We start from the raw sequence: 2,049 nt of genomic DNA, 5'->3' as shown, positions 1-2,049 counted from the left end.
AGCTAATTTTTATTAACATTAAAATTATTCGTTATTAACGTTAATAAAAATTAGCTTATTAACGGTTGAAAACTAAATTATTTAGTTATTCTAATATTGAAAAACATAAAATTATTGGGTAAAAATAAAAAAGTTTTGGGGATAATATTTACTCAAAATATGTATTATTATTTTTCAACATTTTTATATAATTATTAAGATAATTATAAACAGAAATTATTGTTTTATTAACGTTTTTGTTGTTTTTTAAGTAAAGATAATTCTTTACTATTAAGTAACCTTGATTGAGATGTTTTTAAAGTACCATATTTTATTCCTGCAAAAGAAATTCTATCAAGTTCTAATACATTATATTCAAGGTGTTCTAAAAGTCTTCTAACAATACGGTTTTTACCTGAATGTATTTCTAATTGTATGATATTTTTAAATTTAGGAAAAACAAAAATTTTATCAATTTTAGTAATACCATCTTCAAGATTTATTCCTTTCTGAAGTTTAGAAATATCGCTTTCATTAAATTTTTTGTCAAGGGTAACCTTATATATTTTAGTAATATTATTTGATGGATGTGTTAGAAAATTAGTCAATTTTCCATCATTTGTTAAAAGTAATACTCCGGTGGTATTTCTGTCAAGTCGTCCTACAGGAAAAACTCTAATATTTTTTAAATCAATTAAATCAATTACCTTTCTTCTATTTTGTGGATCATAATTAGTGGTAATAACATTTATGGGTTTATTTAATAGTATATAAACAAAATTTTGTCTTTTTAATTTTTTACCATTAATTATTATTTCGGCATTATCGTTTATTTTAATTCCAAGATCAGTAGTAACTTTGCGGTTTACGGTAACAAGACCTTTAGAAATTAAAACATCAGCTTTACGTCTTGAACAATAACCAGAACTGGCAATAATTTTGTTGAGACGTATTAGATTTGTATTTTTGATAAAATTTGATTTTAATGTATAAGACAAATAAACATAATAAATTCAAAGATAATATGTTATTAAGGAAATTAGGATAAGAAATATGTTAAAAAAATTAACATTAATAATAATAATTTTAACTTTTACTATTAAAGTTTTCGCATTCAATATAATAAGAATATGTGAAAAGGAAAATGATATTACAATAATTTGGAATGTTGTAAATGATACATGTCAGAAATTTAATAAATATGAGATATACGGTAGAGAAAGTGCTACTGATAATTTTAAAAAAATAGACGAAAATAAAAGTTATTTTAATAATGAATATGTACATATAGGAGCTGGTACTGTTTCAAATAATTGGGAATATTTTATAGTTGCAATTATACAATGCGGAAATCAAAAAATGATTTATTCCGATACATTGAATATTGATAAAAATCCACCAAAAAAAATAAATATTGATTCTGTAAGTGTAAAAAACGGAAGAGTAATTATTGGATGGGAAAAGAGTAAGGATAAAGATACTAAAGGATATATCGTTTATTACGTAAATGGTGCTATGAATATAATCATTGATACTTTAATAGGAAATACAAATACATATTTTACGGATAAAGCGATAAGAGATCCAAGAAATCAGACTTTTGTTTATAAAGTTGTTGCAATGGATAGTTGCGAAAATCTGAGTATTTTTTCTGATAAACATAATAATATAAAATTAAATATAAGTCAAAACTTTTGTAGTAAAACTGTAAGTTTAAATTGGAACAGATATATAGCGTGGGATATTGATAGTATTAATTATGAGATATTAGTGAAGATTGAGGGGAAAAACAAATTTAAAATATTATACACAGTTGCTGGTTCCGTGCAAGATATTGTGATAAATAATTTAGAAAATGATACTAATTATGTTTTTAAAATCAGAGCAAGGAATTTAAATAATAATTTTACATCAAGTTCAAACGAGCTTGAGATAAAAACAAATTTTATTAATACTCCTGAAAGTATTTATTTGAGAAATGTAAGTGTTAAAAGTGATAATGAAATAGAAATAAAATGGGAAATTAGACAAAAAGGAGATATAAAAAAGTTTAATATTTACAGAGGAATA

2 protein-coding genes are annotated in these 2,049 nt (G+C 22.8%); one reads left to right on the top strand and one right to left on the bottom strand.

Annotation, left to right across the window (positions count from 1 at the left end):
- Positions 1–227: 227 nt before the first annotated feature.
- Positions 228–977 carry a pseudouridine synthase gene (locus U9R42_11770; protein ID MEA3496701.1) on the bottom strand — a complete coding sequence of 250 codons (750 nt, stop codon included), beginning with the start codon at positions 975–977 and terminating at the stop codon, positions 228–230.
- Positions 978–1,032: 55 nt separating this feature from the next.
- Here U9R42_11770 and U9R42_11765 point away from each other — a divergent pair.
- Positions 1,033–2,049: fibronectin type III domain-containing protein (locus U9R42_11765; protein MEA3496700.1), on the top strand; the 1,017-nt coding region annotated here is incomplete at its 3' end.

It is taken from the genome of Bacteroidota bacterium (assembly GCA_034723125.1).
Classification (GTDB): Bacteria; Bacteroidota; Bacteroidia; order CAILMK01; family JAAYUY01; genus JAYEOP01.
This window is presented reverse-complemented; position numbering and strand designations above follow the sequence as displayed.